Origin of the sequence: Devosia sp. 2618, from assembly GCF_040546815.1 — a bacterium.
In the GTDB taxonomy this organism is placed as follows: Bacteria; Pseudomonadota; Alphaproteobacteria; order Rhizobiales; family Devosiaceae; genus Devosia.
Genome location: NZ_JBEPOO010000001.1, coordinates 3,282,154 through 3,295,660 on the forward strand (window position 1 = coordinate 3,282,154; position 13,507 = coordinate 3,295,660).

Here is a 13,507-nt window from a genome sequence, read left to right on the forward strand (position 1 = left end):
ATTCATTAAATCAGCGCGGCCGCGCCGGCTTCGGCGCAGTCCACGTCCTGGTCCAGCGTGCCCGAACCAACGCCGATTCCGCCAACAACCACGCCTTCCACCAGCAGGGGCACGCCGCCGCGGATATTGGTGACGCGGCCACGGGTCACCACAGCCATCTTGATTTCCTGCTCGGCACTGCCCTGCCCCGTGGCCTTGCCGGAGGTGGCTGCGGTGATTGCCTTGGCTATGGCTGAGTCAATACTGACCAGCTTGGCCTGGTCCATGCGCACAAACGCCAGCAAATTGGCGCCTGTATCGACCACGGCGATGCACTGCGGCGCCTGGGTCTCGCTTGCCCGTTTCAACGCCGCGTTGAGGACCGCCAGGGCTCCTTCATGGGTAAGAGTTCGAGTCTTTTGCGTAAAAGACATTCCTGCCTCCAAAGTGTGAGGTTTAAAGGATTAAGGCTGCGGCCAGTGTGGCGCGCTAGAACCGATTGGGGCGGAAAGCCGAGATATCGAACTCGGGCGTTTCTCCGGTCACCAATTGAGAAATCACCCGACCCGTTGCCGCCGAGGTGACCATGCCAAGATGCTGATGCCCGAAGGCGTAGAACACCCCCTCCATCGCCCGGGTGGGGCCGATCACCGGCAGGCTGTCGGGCAGGCATGGGCGGTGGCCCATCCAGCGCGAGGCCTGACCTGTGGAGAGGTCTGGATACATGGCCTTTGCGGCGTCCATCAGCAGGTCCGCCCTGCCCCAATCGGGCGCAGCGCGCAATCCGGCGATCTCGACGGTTCCGGCGACCCGCAGCCCCATTTCCATGGGCGTAGCAAAGGTGCGGCGACCGCCCCAAGAAATCATGCGATTGGCGGCGACGCCGGGTTCGCCGAAAGTAACGTGGTAGCCACGCTGGGACTCTAGCGGTATCCGCTCACCGAGCTTGGCTGCCAGTTGATGCGACCAGGCGCCGGCGGCGACGACAACCACATCGGCAACAACTTCAACATCGCTAGTACGCACCAGCTTCTGCCCATCGGCGCGTCTCTCGATAGTCTGGACATCGGCCTTGAGAAACCGCCCGCCCAACGCGAAGGCTTCCTGGGCGACCGCCTGGGTCAAGCGCTGCGGATTGACCGTCAGCGCAGCCTTGGGTGCAAAAAATCCATACTGGAACCGCTTGGAGAGGCCCGGCTCCATCTGGCCGATTCCGTCACCACCAACCTCCTCCAATACCGCGCCGAACTGGCGACGCAAGGCCACCGAAGTCGCCTCGCCGGCCCGAGCCTCGGCGGTTTCGTAAACGTAAAGACAACCGCGATGCGAGATGAGATTCTCGTAGACGTCAGCAGGCAGCAGTTCGCTGTAGCAATCGAAAACCCGCGAGGCGAGGAGCTTCATCCCGCGCGCGCTCCGCTCCATCTGGGCGGGATTGGCGCAAAGCAGGAAGCGGGTCAGCCACGAGGCGGCCACCGGCAGATACGACCAACGCAATGCCAATGGCCCCTTGGCATCAAGCAGCCACCCCGGCACCTGCTTGATCATGCCGGGCATGGCCACCGGCAGGATGCCGTCGGGGTTGAGCGACCCCGCATTGCCAAATGAGGTTTCTTCGCCGACGCCTTTGCGGTCAATCAGCGTCACCGCGATGCCGCGCTTCTGCAGATAGGCGGCACAACACGCGCCGACGATGCCCGCTCCGATGACGACTGCTGTTCGAACCATGGTAAACTCCGGGAGACGCCGGTCGGGATTGCGCGAAACGAGGGCAATCCCGGCCGGTCGATCTGAATTGTCCGGCTCAGCCGGACAGGCTCATGCTATTTAGTGGAGCCGATTTGCTGGTCCCACATCTCGAACATCTTGACCATGTTCACCGCGGTCAGCGGTGGCTCGATCGGATTGTTGGCGATGAGGTCCGCGTATTCGTCGCGACCAAACTCCTTGATCACGTCCTGTGACGACTGCGGTGCCATGTCGATTGTCACCCCGTCGATCGACGGCCCCGGATAGAGATAGCCGGTGTCGTAGAGCACTGCCTGCTGCTTGGGCTCGAGCGCGAAAGCGATGAAGTCAAGCACCACCGCCAGCCGATCCTCGGAGATGCCCTTGGGCACGGCGAAGAAATTGCCGCCCGAGATCCAGTGGAAGTTGTCGAAGGTGGAGATCATCGCTCCCTTGGGCACGATGCCAAGGGCGCGCGGATTAATATCGAAACCTGTGGTGGTGGCCAGCAGGGTCCGCGTACCTTGGGCGAATTCGGTCATCAACTGAGCAGTGCCGGACGGGTAGTACTCGATGTATTCGTTGATGTCCTTGAGATAGGCCCAGGTCTTTTCCCAACCGTTGACCGGATCGCTGGGATCGCTGTCGCCAAGCAGGTACGGCAGTGCCATCACAAAAGTCCGGCCCGGGCCGGAATTGGCTGGTCGTGCATACCCAAACTTTCCGGGATTGGCCTTTGCCCATTCGAGCAGCTCCAGCGCGGTCTTGGGCGGGGTCGCCACACTCTCGGGCATGAAGAACAGCAGCGGCCCGCCCGGATAGTAGACGTTCACGATGCCTTGGCCCTTGGCCATCTTCTGCAAGTTGCGGGCGCCGGGAAGCTGGCGAGCATCCAGGTCGGGGAACGAAGAGGCATGCTTGGGCAACATCTCCTCAAACACCCCAAACTCAATGCCGGCTGCCATCGCGTCAGTGCCGGTCAGGATCAGGTCGACATCCAGCCGACCAGCGTTCTGCTGGACCTGCAGCTTGCTGGCCATTTCAGGGGCCGGCGCCTTGACGAAGATGACGTCCGAAACAATTTCCGGATGGGCGGCCTTGTAGTTTTCGAACATGCCTTGAGCCACTTCCAGCACGCCGCCAACGTCGAGCACACTGAGAACGATCGGTTCGGCCGGCAAGGCCGGTGTCTGGGCAAAGGCCGACAGGCCCATGGCGGTGGCGAGTGCCGTGCCGCCGGCCAGGGCGAGAAGGTCGCGACGGCGAAAGCGGTAACTTTTGGTTTTATGCTCTGAAGTCACATGTAGTCTCCCTTTGGATACAGAAACAAAATTGGGACCGGCGGAGTGCGCTAGCGCACTCCCCGCCGAGCCCCCCCAACGATTTGTGACGGGTTGACGAAGCGCAGGGCCACCAGAAGCCAGAACATCGCGGTGGCCATGTAAATAACGGCGAGCGCATCGACCGATTGGGTCGCACGCACCCCAGGCGAGAACACGGCATAATAGAGCGCCACGACCAAGGTCTGGTTGGTCGGGCCCGCCGTGAGGAAGGTCAGTTCGAACTCCGAGATGGTGCGCACCATGGCGAGTAGGAGCGCAGCCAGCGCCCCAGGCAGCATCAGCGGCAGCAGGACATGGACAAACAGCTGGAAGGTATTGGCGCCGAAAACCCGCGCCGCCGCCTCGATCCGCGTATCGATCTGCTCGATGAACGGGATCATGATGAGGATGACGAAGGGGACCGTGTTGACCAAATTGGCCAGCACCACACCCCAGTAGGTCCCGCCCAGTCCGCTCTGGTACAGCACCGTTGCCAGCGGAATGCCGAAGGTAATGTGCGGCACGAGGACCGGCAGCAGGAAGCCGAGCATGACGAAGCGCTTACCTGGGAAATCCCGGCGTGCCAAGGCGTAGGCCGCAGGAATGCCGATCAGCCCCGACAACACGACCACGGCCAGCACGATCTGCAGGGTAACCAGGAGCACCTGGCTCAAGTTGAATTCGCCCCACGCAGAAGCGTACCAATTGGTGGTGAAGGCCTCCGGCAACCAGCCGCCAAACCAGCTGGTGCCCAGTGAATTAGTCACCACCGCGCCGATCATGGCGACGATATTGATGATGATGAAGGCCATCACAATCCAGACGACGATGGACCATAGGCGGGCGCCGGGCGATGTATCGCGTTGCATGACTTAACCTTTCGCGCCGGCGCTGGAGCCGCGGAAGAACAGGCCGCGTAAAGCCAGAACGGCGACAAAGACCAGCAATTGGCAGGCGGCCATGACCATGGCGATCGCCGATGCCATTGAGAAATCGAACTGCTCGAATGCTGCCTGGTAGGCGGCGACGGCGATGACCCGTGTCGAACCGGCGGGAGCCCCAAGCAGGACAGCCGTAGGAAACACCGAGAACGCCTGTACGAAGGACAAGCAGAAGGTGATCGCCAATCCCGGGACCATCAGCGGCAACAGCACATGGATGAAGCGCTGGCGACCGTTGGCGCCCAGCGTGGCCGCGGCCTTCTCGATCGATGGGTTGATGCCGGATACGTAGGACTGCGTCATCAGGAAGGTGAACGGAAAGCCGGTAACCAACAGAGCAGCAAAGACGCCCCAGTAATTGTGAGTCAGCCGGAGTGGCTCCGAAATGATGCCAAACATCATCAGCACTCGATTGAACCACCCGAGCGGCCCCAAATAGTTGAGCAGACCTTGGGCCACCAGAACGGTGCCCAGAGTAATCGGCAGGATTAGGATGACGCTGAGCAGCCAAGACCGCTGCAGCTGGCGCAGGCGTAGCGCCACGGGCACGGCGATCAGGATATTGGTCAATGTCACCGGCAGCGCGAGCGCCAGAGTGGTGGGCAATGTGCGCGCCAGATACGGCTCAGAGAAGAAGCGCGTATAGTTGGCCGGCCAGTCTCCCGCATTGCGTGGGTTGAACGACAGCACCAGCCCATAGAGAAAAGGGTAGAGAAAGAGGCAGATAATCAGAATGCCAGCAGGCACCGCCAGCAGCGTCGCGCCATCAACGCCGCGTTCGGCGAGGCGCTGGCGCCAAGTCAGGTTAGATACGCGTGCGACAGCAGACATCGTCACTACCTCACTCCCTCAGCGCGCGGGAACACCAATGCGCGTTCGCCATCAGCGTTCAGGGCAACCTGGCTGCCGAGAGCTGCCGACTGGTTTGACCGGAACACCAACTCGCCCCCGTCAGTGCCGCGCCCTGTCCCGACGAACTCACGCCCGCGGTATTCCATCGTCTCGACCGTCGTGGAAATGCTATTCGGACCACCGGCAGCGGCAATCAGATCGTCAGGGCGCACCGCCACTACGACCTGGCTGCCCACGACCAGCCCGCCGCAGTGTTGCCCATAAATTTCAGCACCCCCAGCGTCGACAGTGACTTTGTCGCCATAGACCCTCTTGACCACGCCCGCGATACGATTGCGGAAGCCCATGAATTCAGCGACGTCCAAATGCGCGGGACGATCATAGAGCTCAGTGGGCGTCCCCACCTGACGGATGCGACCGTCGCGCAGCACCACTATGCGGTCTGCCAGCGAAAGCGCCTCTTCCTGGTCGTGGGTAACGTATATCGTGGTGGCGCCCAGCTCATTGTGAATACGGCGGATTTCCGAGCGCATCTCCAGACGCAGCTTGGCGTCCAAATTCGACAGCGGCTCATCCATCAGCACCAGCGTAGGCTCGACCACGATAGCGCGAGCAATGGCTACGCGCTGCTGCTGGCCGCCAGACAGCTGCGATGGCAGCTTTTCTTCCTGTCCCTCAAGCCGAACCACCTTGATCGCCTCATCGGTGCGGCGACGAATTTCAGCCGCAGGAACATGGCGCATCCGCAGCCCGAAGCCGACATTCTTGCGGACGTTCATATGGGGGAACAATGCGTAGTTTTGAAACACCATGCCAAAGCCCCGATCCTCGGGGCGCATGACATCAATGCGCCGATCATCCACCCAAATTGCACCAGCGGTGACATTCAGCAAACCAGCAATACAATTAAGAGTAGTAGACTTTCCACACCCTGATGGACCAAGCAACGCAATGAACTCACCACGACGTATCGTTATATTGATATCAACAAGCGCGTTAAAATCGCCAAACGAACGAGCGACCCCATCCAATTTTAATTGTTCAAACTTGGAAAGTGATATCGACATGCTTTATGCCACACCAAATGGTTTCGGATAGCCGGATCATTCCGGTTTAGTTGCTTCATTTTTCGGAATTTTACCCCGACACCAGAAAAAGCTAACACGTCATTTTCATGAAAGAAAGCGTTTTCTTTTCGGCTTTGCTATAGTACTTTCGCTCAGGCCTCCACCCTCTTGCGGAGTGTGAAGACCAAGAGACAGGCGGCGAGCCGAGCAAAAAGGCCGGTTACGATGGAGCAAACGGCAATGAGAATTCGGATACGCGGCGGCAATGTTCTGGCCGGCAAAGACCTGGCACCAACGCCTGACGGCGTCGTGGAAATCGAGGGCACCCGCATCGTCGCGATCGGTCGAGCTGGCGACTTTCCAGCGTCCAATGATGGCGTCGAAATCATCGATGCGACGGGCTGCACGGTCCTGCCCGGCCTGATCGACACCCATGTCCACATCTTCATCGAGACCGGCCTGCGCAAGCTGGACGACGGTGCGGCAGCACTATGGGCGTCCCAATACATTCGCCAGGCGCTGCGGCGCGGCGTTACCACGGTGCGCGATCTGGGCGCTCAAACTGACGCGGTGTTTGCCCTGCGGCGCGGCGTCAATGAAGGGTGGATAGAAGGGCCGCGTATCCTGACCTGCGGTCGCGCCATCACCATGACTGGCGGGCATGGCTGGATGAATATCAGCACCGAAGCCGATGGTGCCGATGGTGTTCGGCAGGCCGCACGCCGCCAGTTGCGCGCTGGGGCTGACGTCATCAAGGTCATGGCCTCTGGCGGCGGCGGCACTCCGGGAGAATTGGCCACGTCGCCGCAGTTCACCGTCGCGGAATTGCGAGCCGCAGTCGAGGAGGCCCACGACGCCAGCAAGCCAGTCGCGGCGCATGCTTTGGCGACGCGTGGCATCATGAATTCCTTGCTGGCGGGCGCCGATACCATTGAGCACGGGGTCTATCTTGACGATGCCTGTGTCGAGTTGATGCTCAAGAACGGCACGACGCTATGCCCGACCATCTCGGTCTACCCCCGCGTGGTCGAGCGGGGTTTGGCCGGCGGCGCCTCGGACTTTTTTATCGCCAAATCCAAAACGTTTCTCGAGCCGCACTTGGATAGTCTGCGCAAAGCCGTGGGCGCGGGCGTGAAGATCGTCTTTGGCACCGATTCCGCCCGCGTTTACAACGGGCTGGGCGACGTCTCCGACGAGACACGGCTTATGGTCGAGGCCGGTATGACGCCGCACGCGGTTATCGTCTCGGCGACCCGAACCGCCGCCGAAATTTGTGGCATCGGCGAACAGGTCGGCACATTGGAGGCCGGCAAGACTGCCGATCTCATCCTGGTCAAAGGCGATCCGACGCAGGATATCGGCAAGCTGGGCGCGGTCCAGGCGGTGTTTCGCGACGGCAAGCGGTTCCAGGGCTAAGTGTCCAAATGGCAGAACTGACCGCAGAGGAATGCGGCCTGGTGGACGGAGTACCGGACATGATCCACCTGCGCTGCAGCGCTTCGATCGCTCAGATTGCGCGCAAAGGCGCCGAACTACGCGCGCTTGAGCTCGACGGACGAACTATCATCTGGACAGGGGATTTGGAATGGTGGGGCTATACCAGCCCCATCCTGTTCCCCATCGTCGGCCGGGTGCGCGATGGGACTATCCGCGTCGATGGGCGTCAACACCAGCTTGATATGCATGGCTTCACCCGAGAAAGCCATTTTGCGGTTATAGATCAGACGCTTAGTTCGGCCCGGCTGCGATTGACCGATACTTCAGTAACCCGTGAGAACTACCCATTCGCTTTCCAGTTCGATGTGGTTTTCGAGCTGACCGAAAGCGCCCTCACCATCCGCTTCCAAGTCAGCGCTGGTGACACCGAATTGCCCTATGCTCTGGGTTATCACCCCGCCTTTCCCTGGCCCACCGGGCCGGAGCAGCGCAGCGCCTATTCAGTCAGCTTCGAGACCGCCGAGGCGCCGCGCGTTGAGGTGTTTTCCGCCAACGGGCTCCTGACGGGAAGGCAACGCGATGTTCCCAAGCTTGGCCGCAGCTTTGCGCTCGCCGACAGCCTGTTCGACACCGGGTCGGCCCTCTGTTACCTTCGGGCCCAAAGCCGCTGGCTCGAGTTGGCGGATTGGCAAGGCCACGTCACGCGCCTGACCACGACCAATTTCCCGCACTTGGCCGTCTGGTCCAAGCCCGGCGCGCCGTTTGTCAGTCTTGAGGCTTGGACCGGGCATGGCGACCCAGAAGGGTTTGAGGGTGAATTTGCCGCCAAACCATCGATAATGTTCGCCAGGCCTGAGCACGCCAACCACCACACCATAGTGCTGAGCTCTCGCCTGGATTTGGAGACAGCTGCAAGAGCTAACGAATAAGGGCTATGAATATCGCTGAGCTGGACGAGATCGATTGCGATATGCTCCGGTCGTGGCACGTCGGGGCACTGGTCGCAACCTTCCGCCAAACGTCTACACTCTCGGATGCGAGCCACAGCGGTCGATTTCAACGCGAATGTACTGAACCGTAGGAAGTTGCGCTATACCGTCGTCAGCGGCATTTACGGCATTCCCATGCCCTTAGCGAAGAGCCAACCGCTGTTATGATTAGCCATCGTCAATGACTGGATAGTTGCAGCTTTGCTTGATCCTGCCGAAGCCTGCCCCAGATGATTGACTGTGGCGTGCAGAGTAGATCATCCAACATTCCCGTCAGATGCCACTCATCAATGTGGTGCTGTACTGCCAAAAACATTCTCCGCGGTACACGCCTATGCCAGTACCTGCAGTAACCACATTCTTGATCAATGAGAGAGAACTGCAGGTGCTTACCTTAAGCGGCACCAAACCATGCGCCGCAAACCAGCCCATCAGAATGGAATAGGTGGGCGAAGGCGAAGGATCGGTCAGGATCAGAAGTTGCTTGATGTCGGCGGGCGTCAGGGCACGGCGGGGTAGTTCCATGCCTGCGGCCGCGACCCAGACACACGCTGGCGACCGAGCAGTTCGAGGCGGATCGACCGCATCGCATCGGGCTGAGCGAGGATCGCTATGTCGAGAAGCCCTTCGTCGAGCTTCTGATTGAGCACCCGGCCATTGTCAACGGTAGTGGCCAGGTTGAGCTCGGGGTGCAGCTTTTCCAGCAGCGCCACGAAGCCCGGCAGGCAGCGCAGCGCAAAACTGTCCGGCGGCTCCCAGCCTCAACAGCCCGCGCAGGGGACCCACGTCGCTCACATGCCCTTCTAGGTCCCCGAGCAGTGACATTACCCGCTCGACATGATCGAACATTGCCCTACCTTTGTTGCTCATGCGCACGCCCCGGGGCGAGCGGAGAAACAACGCGCCGCCTGCTTCTGCTTCGAGATCCTTTATCCGAACGGATATAGATGGCTGGGTCATGCCCAACCGTTCGGCCGCAGCCCGGAAACTGCCTAGGCGCGCGACCAGTAATAAACTTCAAGTTGTGGGATACTTCTGAACATAACGATATTACTATCGCCTGGTTGGCAATTTTCAATTGGCTATGCGCGGATCGCTGTGGCAATCTGTTATCAATTGCGGCTGCAGAGTCAACAAGTGATAACTTCCCGCTATTAGGTAATATCGATGATGAATTTTGAAGCAGCCATGATGTTCTCCGACTCGAGCCAACGGGGCCGGAGATCGGGAACGACACGTGCATCATCCATGTGCACAAGTGCCGAGAATTTTCAGGAAGCCTAAGTCATTGAAATAACAGGATTCTGAGAAACTGGCGGAGAGAAAGGGATTCGAACCCTTGAGACGGTTCCCCGCCTACACACTTTCCAGGCGTGCGCCTTCGACCACTCGGCCACCTCTCCGCATCGCCTTATCGCCGGGCTGGAAACGCCGGGGAGGCCGGCTGGTTAGCCGACGCGAGCGAGGCGCAATATACTTATCATCGCCTTGGGCGCAAGGGATCACATCACGTTGACGACGATTGTTTTTTCCCGTGGCCCTTCCCATCTTGTGAGGCAGCCCCGCCAATGGCACAAAGAAGCCGTGCAAGGGGCGAAATGGGTGGGCAGCCTCAACTAATCCCCGATGGCACAGGGAATGTGAATGCGGCTGATCTTGAGAGTATTGGGCACCTGGCTGATCGGCCTGGCGCTCGTTTTGCTTGTTATCGATGGCACCAAATCACTTGGCGCCAATGCAGTGGTCTATACGAGCCTTGCGAACCTGTGGATGCAACTGCATCCGCCAAGTCTTGACGCCGTCGCATCATTTTTCGACAGCCGCTTCTTTGCCGACTTGCTCGAGGTGGCGTTCAAGGCGCTGCTGAACTACCCGGCTTTTGCTGTGTTCGGCGTGCCGGGAATTATTCTGGCTCTGCTGGGCCGCAAGCCGAAACGCGAGCGTTTTCTGCGCCACGACCAGATCTAGACCACCTCAAGCCTACCCGCGACGCGTGCCGCGAAAGGAAAAGAAATGTTCTTTAAATCCAAGCCCACGACCATTCCGACCGCCGCCCAGGCCCTGCCGGGCCGCCCTGAGGCCATGTCTGTGGTCAAAGCGCACTTCGTCAATGGCCAGTCGATCAAGGAACCCTACCCCGCCGGCGCCGAAACCATCTATCTCGGCCTTGGCTGCTTCTGGGGCGCCGAGCGGCTGTTCTGGCAGTTGCCAGGCGTAATCGTCACGGCTGTCGGCTATCAGGGCGGATCGACGCCAAACCCCACTTATGAAGAGGTTTGCTCGGGACAGACCGGCCATACCGAAGCGGTCAAGATTGTCTATGACCCGAGCCAGATCAGCCTTGAAACGCTGCTCAAGACCTTCTGGGAGGAGCACAATCCGACCGAAGGCATGCGGCAGGGCAATGATGTGGGAACGCAGTATCGTTCGGCCATCTACACCACGACGCCTGAACAGGCCGCCGTGGTGGAAAAGAGCCGCGCAGCCTACCAGGAGGCGCTCAGCCGCAAGGGTCTGGGTCGAATCACCACCGACATCGCGCCAGCCTCAGAATTTTTCTATGCCGAAACTTATCATCAGCAATATCTCGCCAAGAACCCCAACGGCTATTGCGGCCTGCAGGGCACTGGCGTGAGCTGCCCGGTCGGGGTTGGCGTCGCTGCTGAATAGGCGAAACTGGGTATCAAACAGGGCCGATCCGGAGTCACCGGGTCGGCCTTTTCGTTAACGGACTGTTAGCATTGAGTGTCACCTACCCCGCGATTATGCGACGAAACGGCTTTGAAGCGTTCATCCTGACGCTGCCCAAGGCGACCTTGGTGCGGCAGTGGCGCGATGACTCGGTGGCCAAGGTGGGCGGCAAGATTTTTGCGCTGCTTGATCGCGATCCCGGCGAAGTGTGGCTCAAAGTTTCCGACATGGCTTTTGAACTACTGACCGAACTCGAAGGGGTGCGGCCGGCGCCGTATTTTGCGCGGGCGAGCTGGGTGGCGATTTCGGCCGAGAGCCCGCTGACGGGTGATGAGGTGGAAGCCTATGTGCGGGAGGCGCATCGGCTGATTGCGAGCAAGCTCAGCCGGAAGGTTCGGGCGGAATTGGGGATTATTGCGTTGGATACCCCCACCTAGCCTCCCCCTGATAGGGGGAGGGACTTGGCTGGTGGGTTTGGTCAGATGGCGCCCCCCATTGGAGCAGGATACCAACATGTCCGAAGGGAGATACCCGCGTTCGCGGGAATGACGCTGTGGATTTTACTGCGGCAGGACGGCGTAGACTTTGAGGGGGCTGTCCGGGAGGCTGACGTCGTGGAGCCAGGCGGGGAGTTCGCCCAAGGCGTAGAGGCTGGCGAAGCTGTCGGGGGCTTTGGTCGACAGGCCGGCGATTTCCGACATTTCGGGGCAGATGACGACGAGGCCGATGCCGCGCTCGTCAAGGATCGTGCGCGCTTCGGCGATGGGGTCGTTGAAGAAGCGGAAAGTGTCGAGCACGCCGCGCTGATTGCGATGGTAGGGGGCCGAGACCACTTCGTGCGGGGTATAGAGCATCATGTGGGCGCCCAGATCGATAGGCGTCATGATGCGCTCGGGCGGCAGTGCAGCGAGGTCTTGGAAGGCGGAGGGCACGAGGCACTGATCGCGGCTGCCCTGGGCTTCGACACCCTCCTGCAATTGCGCTGGCGCCACAGCCATGATGGCGGTGACCAGCAGAGCCAAAACGATGCCGGAAAAGGCCAGCCAGCTGGCAACCAGCCCGAGAATGGGGAGCGGCTTTGGGTTGGCAAGGTAGCGCTGACGGGCGGCAACGATAAGCCAGGCCGCAGCGGGAATGGCGGGCATGATGGCAAGACGCGCGCCGCGCACCTGAGCCAGCATGACGACGGCGGTGCAGACGAGGAAGACCAGCAAAGCCGCCCATTCGGCGCGATCGTCCCTGACCCGCCAGACGCGGTAAAAGCCGACCACCACAGCAAGCAGGACCGGCAAGCCGACGGCAATGGCATAGGCGGGCAGAGCCGTCAGCGTCGAGAGCCACCGCCGCGCCTCGACAATGGCGCCGATCCAGTTGGTCTGCAGCCATGGATCGAGCTCGCCATAGGGGCCACGCAGGCATTGCGGATAGAGCAGGAAGATGACGCCCAGACCCGCAGCGCCGAGCACGGCGAGTAGGGCAAAGCGCTGCCAGGGTTGGCGCAGGTTGGGCACGAAGCTGGCCAGCGTAAAGACGAGTCCGACAACCACCGCGACGCCGACATAGACCGGCGAGATGACATCGCAGGCCGATTCAAACCAGCGACTGGGCGGGCGAAAAATGGCGAGATGCACCACGGCACCCACAGCGAAAGCGATGCCGAAATTGCGCATGGTGGCGGCGCGTTTGGCATCGAACATCCAGACCATGCCCATGACCAAAATAGCCGCAGCAATGGACGGCAGGGATTCAATGGCGATGGCGAGCGCGGTTGCCGCGAGCAGGCCGCAAAGAATGGCAAAGCGGGGACGACGTATGGCTTCGATGCCGGCCCAGACCATGGCGAGCGTCAGCAGGATGATGACATTGTGGTGGTCGACGCGGCCGGGCGAAAACTCGGCGGTAATGGCGGGGCTGAGCACCGGCAGGACAAGCGCTGGCAAGACGCCATCCGGGCCAACGAGGCGCTGCGCCAGAAGCGCGCTGAGCCAGAGCAGCAGCGCCAGCAGCGCCATCGGCCAGACATAGCCGGCCGCGATCAGCGCCGTACTGGCGCCAAGGATCGGCGTGAACAGCATGACGAGCAGCGCCAGCGGCAGATCGACCAGGCGCGACCAATGCAGTTCGGCGCCAAATGGCGTGTTGAGGCGACGCTCAACCAGATCGTACCAGCCCTGCCCGGCGACAAAATCCTTGACCATGACCATGCGCATGGCGTCGTCGGCATCGACGAAGAACGGACCACCGCCGCGCCCCACTGCCGTGCGAAGCACGAGCGTGATGGCGGCGACCAGAAACACCACGGCGACGAGGCGAAGATCAGGCAGGCGACGATCTGTGGTCTGGCCGGTCACAAGGCATTTCCCTGACTGCTGAGAGGCGCGCTGACCATGCGTTATGCCGGTTAAGATGGAGTGGAAGACCGGCAGGTGCTATGTCGCGACGGAATTGAGTTGCCTAAATCTCAGGCACAATATAACAAGCATTCACTTGTTTAATTTGAA

At 60.6% G+C, this 13,507-nt stretch carries 13 protein-coding genes, 1 tRNA gene and 1 pseudogene; 5 read left to right on the forward strand and 10 right to left on the reverse strand.

The genetic code is table 11. The annotated features are described in order from the left end of the window. Window positions 1-5 precede the first annotated feature (5 nt). The 6 genes from ABIE28_RS16190 to ABIE28_RS16215 all read right to left on the reverse strand — a co-directional run bounded on the left by ABIE28_RS16190 (window position 6) and on the right by ABIE28_RS16215 (window position 5,889). Entirely contained in the window at window positions 6-413 is a 408-nt protein-coding gene (locus ABIE28_RS16190) for a GlcG/HbpS family heme-binding protein (protein WP_354064701.1), read from the reverse strand. Between the two features lie 55 nt (window positions 414-468). Continuing rightward, a complete protein-coding gene (locus tag ABIE28_RS16195; RefSeq protein WP_354064703.1) occupies window positions 469-1,707 on the reverse strand; it encodes an NAD(P)/FAD-dependent oxidoreductase in 1,239 nt (412 codons plus the stop codon). 95 nt (window positions 1,708-1,802) lie between these two features. Then, window positions 1,803-3,008 carry an ABC transporter substrate-binding protein gene (locus tag ABIE28_RS16200; RefSeq protein WP_354064705.1) on the reverse strand — a complete coding sequence of 402 codons (1,206 nt, stop codon included), beginning with the start codon at window positions 3,006-3,008 and terminating at the stop codon, window positions 1,803-1,805. Between the two features lie 50 nt (window positions 3,009-3,058). Continuing rightward, window positions 3,059-3,898, reverse strand: a complete 840-nt coding sequence (locus ABIE28_RS16205) for an ABC transporter permease (protein WP_354064707.1) — start codon at window positions 3,896-3,898, stop codon at window positions 3,059-3,061. 3 nt (window positions 3,899-3,901) lie between these two features. Then, window positions 3,902-4,801, reverse strand: coding sequence for an ABC transporter permease (locus ABIE28_RS16210; RefSeq protein ID WP_354066466.1), 900 nt, complete (start codon window positions 4,799-4,801; stop codon window positions 3,902-3,904). A gap of 5 nt (window positions 4,802-4,806) precedes the next feature. After that, on the reverse strand, window positions 4,807-5,889 hold the full coding sequence (locus tag ABIE28_RS16215) for an ABC transporter ATP-binding protein (protein WP_354064709.1): 1,083 nt from the start codon (window positions 5,887-5,889) through the stop codon (window positions 4,807-4,809). A gap of 240 nt (window positions 5,890-6,129) precedes the next feature. Here ABIE28_RS16215 and ABIE28_RS16220 point away from each other — a divergent pair, with 240 nt between their 5' ends. Beyond that, window positions 6,130-7,305, forward strand: coding sequence for a metal-dependent hydrolase family protein (locus tag ABIE28_RS16220; protein ID WP_354064711.1), 1,176 nt, complete (start codon window positions 6,130-6,132; stop codon window positions 7,303-7,305). Window positions 7,306-7,313: 8 nt separating this feature from the next. Further along, window positions 7,314-8,255 carry an aldose epimerase family protein gene (locus ABIE28_RS16225; protein WP_354064713.1) on the forward strand — a complete coding sequence of 314 codons (942 nt, stop codon included), beginning with the start codon at window positions 7,314-7,316 and terminating at the stop codon, window positions 8,253-8,255. Window positions 8,256-8,588: 333 nt separating this feature from the next. Here ABIE28_RS16225 and ABIE28_RS21165 read toward each other — a convergent pair. From ABIE28_RS21165 to ABIE28_RS16245, 3 genes and pseudogenes are all read right to left on the reverse strand, one after another. Then, window positions 8,589-9,028 (reverse strand): annotated as a pseudogene (locus tag ABIE28_RS21165) (substrate-binding domain-containing protein). After that, window positions 8,976-9,275: a LysR family transcriptional regulator gene (locus tag ABIE28_RS16240; RefSeq protein ID WP_502913396.1), complete on the reverse strand. Its 300-nt coding sequence runs from the start codon at window positions 9,273-9,275 to the stop codon at window positions 8,976-8,978. Before ABIE28_RS16240 ends, ABIE28_RS21165 begins: the two are co-directional and overlap by 53 nt. Window positions 9,276-9,628: 353 nt before the next feature. After that, window positions 9,629-9,718: transfer RNA gene (locus ABIE28_RS16245), tRNA-Ser, on the reverse strand. A 241-nt stretch (window positions 9,719-9,959) separates the two neighbouring features. On the opposite strand from ABIE28_RS16245, the gene ABIE28_RS16250 reads away from it, so the two are divergent. From ABIE28_RS16250 to ABIE28_RS16260, 3 genes are all read left to right on the forward strand, one after another. Then, complete coding sequence (locus ABIE28_RS16250; RefSeq protein ID WP_354064716.1) at window positions 9,960-10,283, forward strand: hypothetical protein; 324 nt, start codon at window positions 9,960-9,962, stop codon at window positions 10,281-10,283. Between the two features lie 45 nt (window positions 10,284-10,328). After that, a complete protein-coding gene (msrA, locus tag ABIE28_RS16255; protein WP_354064718.1) occupies window positions 10,329-10,985 on the forward strand; it encodes a peptide-methionine (S)-S-oxide reductase MsrA in 657 nt (218 codons plus the stop codon). A gap of 71 nt (window positions 10,986-11,056) precedes the next feature. Further along, window positions 11,057-11,443: an MmcQ/YjbR family DNA-binding protein gene (locus ABIE28_RS16260; protein WP_354064720.1), complete on the forward strand. Its 387-nt coding sequence runs from the start codon at window positions 11,057-11,059 to the stop codon at window positions 11,441-11,443. A gap of 123 nt (window positions 11,444-11,566) precedes the next feature. Here the strand turns inward: ABIE28_RS16260 and ABIE28_RS16265 are convergent, their stop codons facing one another. Continuing rightward, window positions 11,567-13,357, reverse strand: coding sequence for a hypothetical protein (locus tag ABIE28_RS16265; protein ID WP_354064721.1), 1,791 nt, complete (start codon window positions 13,355-13,357; stop codon window positions 11,567-11,569). Window positions 13,358-13,507: the final 150 nt, after the last annotated feature.

Excerpts from the sequence above, each read along its gene's own strand:
- ABIE28_RS16190 (WP_354064701.1), bottom strand. The coding sequence starts at position 413 with ATGTCTTTTACGCAAAAGACTCGAACTCTTACCCATGAAGGAGCCCTG.
- ABIE28_RS16195 (WP_354064703.1), bottom strand. The coding sequence starts at position 1,707 with ATGGTTCGAACAGCAGTCGTCATCGGAGCGGGCATCGTCGGCGCGTGT.
- ABIE28_RS16205 (WP_354064707.1), bottom strand. The coding sequence starts at position 3,898 with ATGCAACGCGATACATCGCCCGGCGCCCGCCTATGGTCCATCGTCGTC.
- ABIE28_RS16210 (WP_354066466.1), bottom strand. The coding sequence starts at position 4,801 with ATGTCTGCTGTCGCACGCGTATCTAACCTGACTTGGCGCCAGCGCCTC.
- ABIE28_RS16215 (WP_354064709.1), bottom strand. The coding sequence starts at position 5,889 with ATGTCGATATCACTTTCCAAGTTTGAACAATTAAAATTGGATGGGGTC.
- ABIE28_RS16220 (WP_354064711.1), top strand. The coding sequence starts at position 6,130 with ATGAGAATTCGGATACGCGGCGGCAATGTTCTGGCCGGCAAAGACCTG.
- ABIE28_RS16225 (WP_354064713.1), top strand. The coding sequence starts at position 7,314 with ATGGCAGAACTGACCGCAGAGGAATGCGGCCTGGTGGACGGAGTACCG.
- ABIE28_RS16240 (WP_502913396.1), bottom strand. The coding sequence starts at position 9,275 with ATGACCCAGCCATCTATATCCGTTCGGATAAAGGATCTCGAAGCAGAA.
- ABIE28_RS16250 (WP_354064716.1), top strand. The coding sequence starts at position 9,960 with ATGCGGCTGATCTTGAGAGTATTGGGCACCTGGCTGATCGGCCTGGCG.
- msrA (WP_354064718.1), top strand. The coding sequence starts at position 10,329 with ATGTTCTTTAAATCCAAGCCCACGACCATTCCGACCGCCGCCCAGGCC.